2 protein-coding genes are annotated in these 2,767 nt (G+C 67.4%); one reads left to right on the top strand and one right to left on the bottom strand.

Annotated elements, in window-relative coordinates; genetic code table 11:
* Positions 1–18 precede the first annotated feature (18 nt).
* Positions 19–1,536 (bottom strand): polyprenol phosphomannose-dependent alpha 1,6 mannosyltransferase MptB, encoded by a 1,518-nt coding sequence (mptB, locus tag U9980_RS11620; protein WP_322767922.1) that lies wholly within the window; start codon positions 1,534–1,536, stop codon positions 19–21.
* 504 nt (positions 1,537–2,040) lie between these two features.
* On the opposite strand from mptB, the gene U9980_RS11615 reads away from it, so the two are divergent.
* The coding region (locus U9980_RS11615; RefSeq protein WP_322767921.1) for a trehalose-6-phosphate synthase at positions 2,041–2,767 on the top strand (727 nt) is incomplete at its 3' end.

Raw genomic sequence — 2,767 nt, 5'->3', positions numbered from 1 at the left:
CGCCGGTGCCCGCCGATGTCAGCGCTTGAGGGTCGTCGTGGACCAGCTGTCCCGGCGCCGTGTGAGTATCACCACAGAGATCAGCACAAGGAAGAGCGTGCTGATCGCGATAACCGGTGCCTGGCGCTGGAGCCACGGGGTGGCTCCAGGTAGGTTGGCGAACAACAGTTCGCAGTGTGGGAGGGCGAGAAACGCACCGACCGCGGACACCGTGCCGAGCAGACTCATGCGGACCCGGTCGGTTGCCATGGCCAGCGGTATCAGCCCCCATGTCAGGTACCACGGGTACAGGACGGGGCCGAGAACCGCCAGCGTCAGTAGGCCCCAGCCGACAGTCGCGGCGAGGTTCCGCGCACGGATGGTTGCCAACAGGCGCAGCATCACTCCGGCGGTGACTACGATGCCGGCGGTCCGGGTCAGGTTGAGCGCCTGCGCAAATTGGATCTTCATGTCGGCGATGTCGCCCAGCCTTGCGAGCCCGTCGGCAAGACCGACCGTCGGTGCGTACAGGGTGAGGCCCGAGGCGGGAGTCGCCGCCGAACGTAACCAACCGAGCCCGTCTGGAATCAGCAGGACGAGGACCAGCCCGGATGCGCTGACGACGCCGACATCCCGAGCCACCGGCCGCAGCCGTGCCCAAACCCACGCCCGCGGCGGGTGGGCGTCGGGAGGGCCGGTGTTGCGCGGGCGGGTGCCCGGTACGGGGGTTCCCGCATGCCACACGGCGACCGCCACGATTGCGAACGCCGCCGGCCACTTCACCGCGGTGGCCGCGGTAAGCAACATCATGGACGCTATCGGACGCCCGGCCCGGGCGGCCAGCAGGCCCGCGGCGAGCAGTGCCACCATGATCGCTTCAAGGTGGACGGCGCCGAGGAGCTGCAGGATGACAACCGGGCTGCCGGCGGCGGCGAGGGCCAGCGGCCGTCGCCGGGGGTCCGCGGCCCACGCGACGCACCCGAGGATCACGATGACACCGGCGAGCGCGAGTGCCCTCAGGATCAGGACCGTTCCCAGCACGGTCCCGCCGGACAGCCCATAGGCGGCCTTCAGCAGGGCGAGCGCCAATGGCCCATAGGGTGCCCGCGACATCCGCCAGACCGGGTCGCTCGCGAGCAAGCTGGGTTGGTTACCCAGAATATCCGGACCGTTCCGGTACGGGTTGAGATCGGCGGTGAGCATGGCGCCATGCGCCACATAGCTGTATATGTCCAGACTCAGGATCGGTGGACCCACAGCGACGGGCAGACACCAGACGGCGATGATGATCCCGGTCTGGCTGAGCGAGACCGAGCCCCTTCTGGCCAGCAGGCACAGTTGCAACCAGCCGATGACGAGGAGCGCGACGCCGATAATCATGAAGGCGGGCAGGGCTGAAGCACGATCGAGCTGCACCGGGATGAGCAACCCGAACCAGTCGGTAGGCAGCTCAACCCCGGAGCGTAGCGCGAGTCGCCCAGCCGTAGCGACGACCAGGCATGCGCCAGCGAGCCCGAGTAGCCCGGCTAAGATCGCCTCGCCATGCCCACCGGCCATGCGCCACCCGAGCTCGGCGGGTTTCGCGCGGCTTGAGCCTTCACGGAGGTACGTGGTCGGGACGCTACCGCCCCGCGGCATCACGCCCGCGGAGGGCCGCCCGGACCCTGCCTCTGTCATCTGCTCGCGTGCGCGGCATGGCACACGAGACAACCGCAGTCATTTGACATTTTATGTTGATTCCGTCGAAAAGTAGGTTAACCCCGGGTTGTCAGTCGGCGGCGCTGTCGTGTGGTGCTGCTGGCATGTCGCAGGGCTGTCGTGTGGCGCAGATAGCGAATTATAGCTTACTATCATATAGTAAGATTTTATCGGATTCAGCCCGGTGTGGACGAAGTGTAGATGAGGTGTGGGTAGGGCGTGGGCAAGGTGTGATCGCACCAGGTCGGGCCGGCGTGGTACGGCCTGAGTGAAGATCTTGAAGGCATGCCCTAGTCTCCGGGTGTGCGTCATATCACGGGGGTTGACGAACTGGGATGTTCCACGTCTATCGGAACGGCCCGTGTGCTCGTTGCCTCCAACCGCGGGCCGGTGGCGTTCACTGCGGACGATGATGGTTCATTGACCGCGCGTCGCGGCGGTGGCGGGCTGGTCAGTGGCTTGCATGCGGTCGCGGGCGACGATGCCACGTCCAGGGGTACCACCGGTGGCAGTGGGCTGGTGTGGGTCTGCGCGGCGCTGACCGAAGCCGACCGGCGGGCCACCCGCCTGGCCCCGCAGGGACGGCTCGATCTCGCCGGCCATGACACCGGCGGCGCCGCGGTGTGCATGCTCGATGTGGACCGGGTCGTGTTCGAGCGGGCCTACAACGCGGTCGCCAACCGTACACTCTGGTTCGTCCTGCATCTTCTGTATGCACCGGCATTCCAGCCGTCTTTCGGGCCGGCGTTCCAGCAGGACTGGCTGGCCTACGAACGTTACAACGCGATGTTCGCCGAGGCGCTGGCGCGTGAGGCGGCACCCGGCGCGGCCGTACTGATCCAGGACTACCACCTGACTCTTGCGCCTGCGCAGTTGCGTCGCCTCCGGCCGGATCTGCGGATCGCCCACTTCAGCCATACCCCGTGGGCGCCGCCCGAGTACTTCCGGATGCTGCCGGATGACGTCGCCCGCGCGGTCCTTGACGGCATGCTCGGCGCAGACCAGCTGGGCTTCCTGACGGCCGCGTGGGCCGAGGCGTTCTGTCGGTGCGCCCGGGCGATACTCGGCGCGGACATCGTCATCGACCACG

This window comes from Protofrankia sp. Cr1 (assembly GCF_963555865.1).
Taxonomy (GTDB): domain Bacteria; phylum Actinomycetota; class Actinomycetes; order Frankiales; family Frankiaceae; genus Protofrankia.
This window is presented reverse-complemented; position numbering and strand designations above follow the sequence as displayed.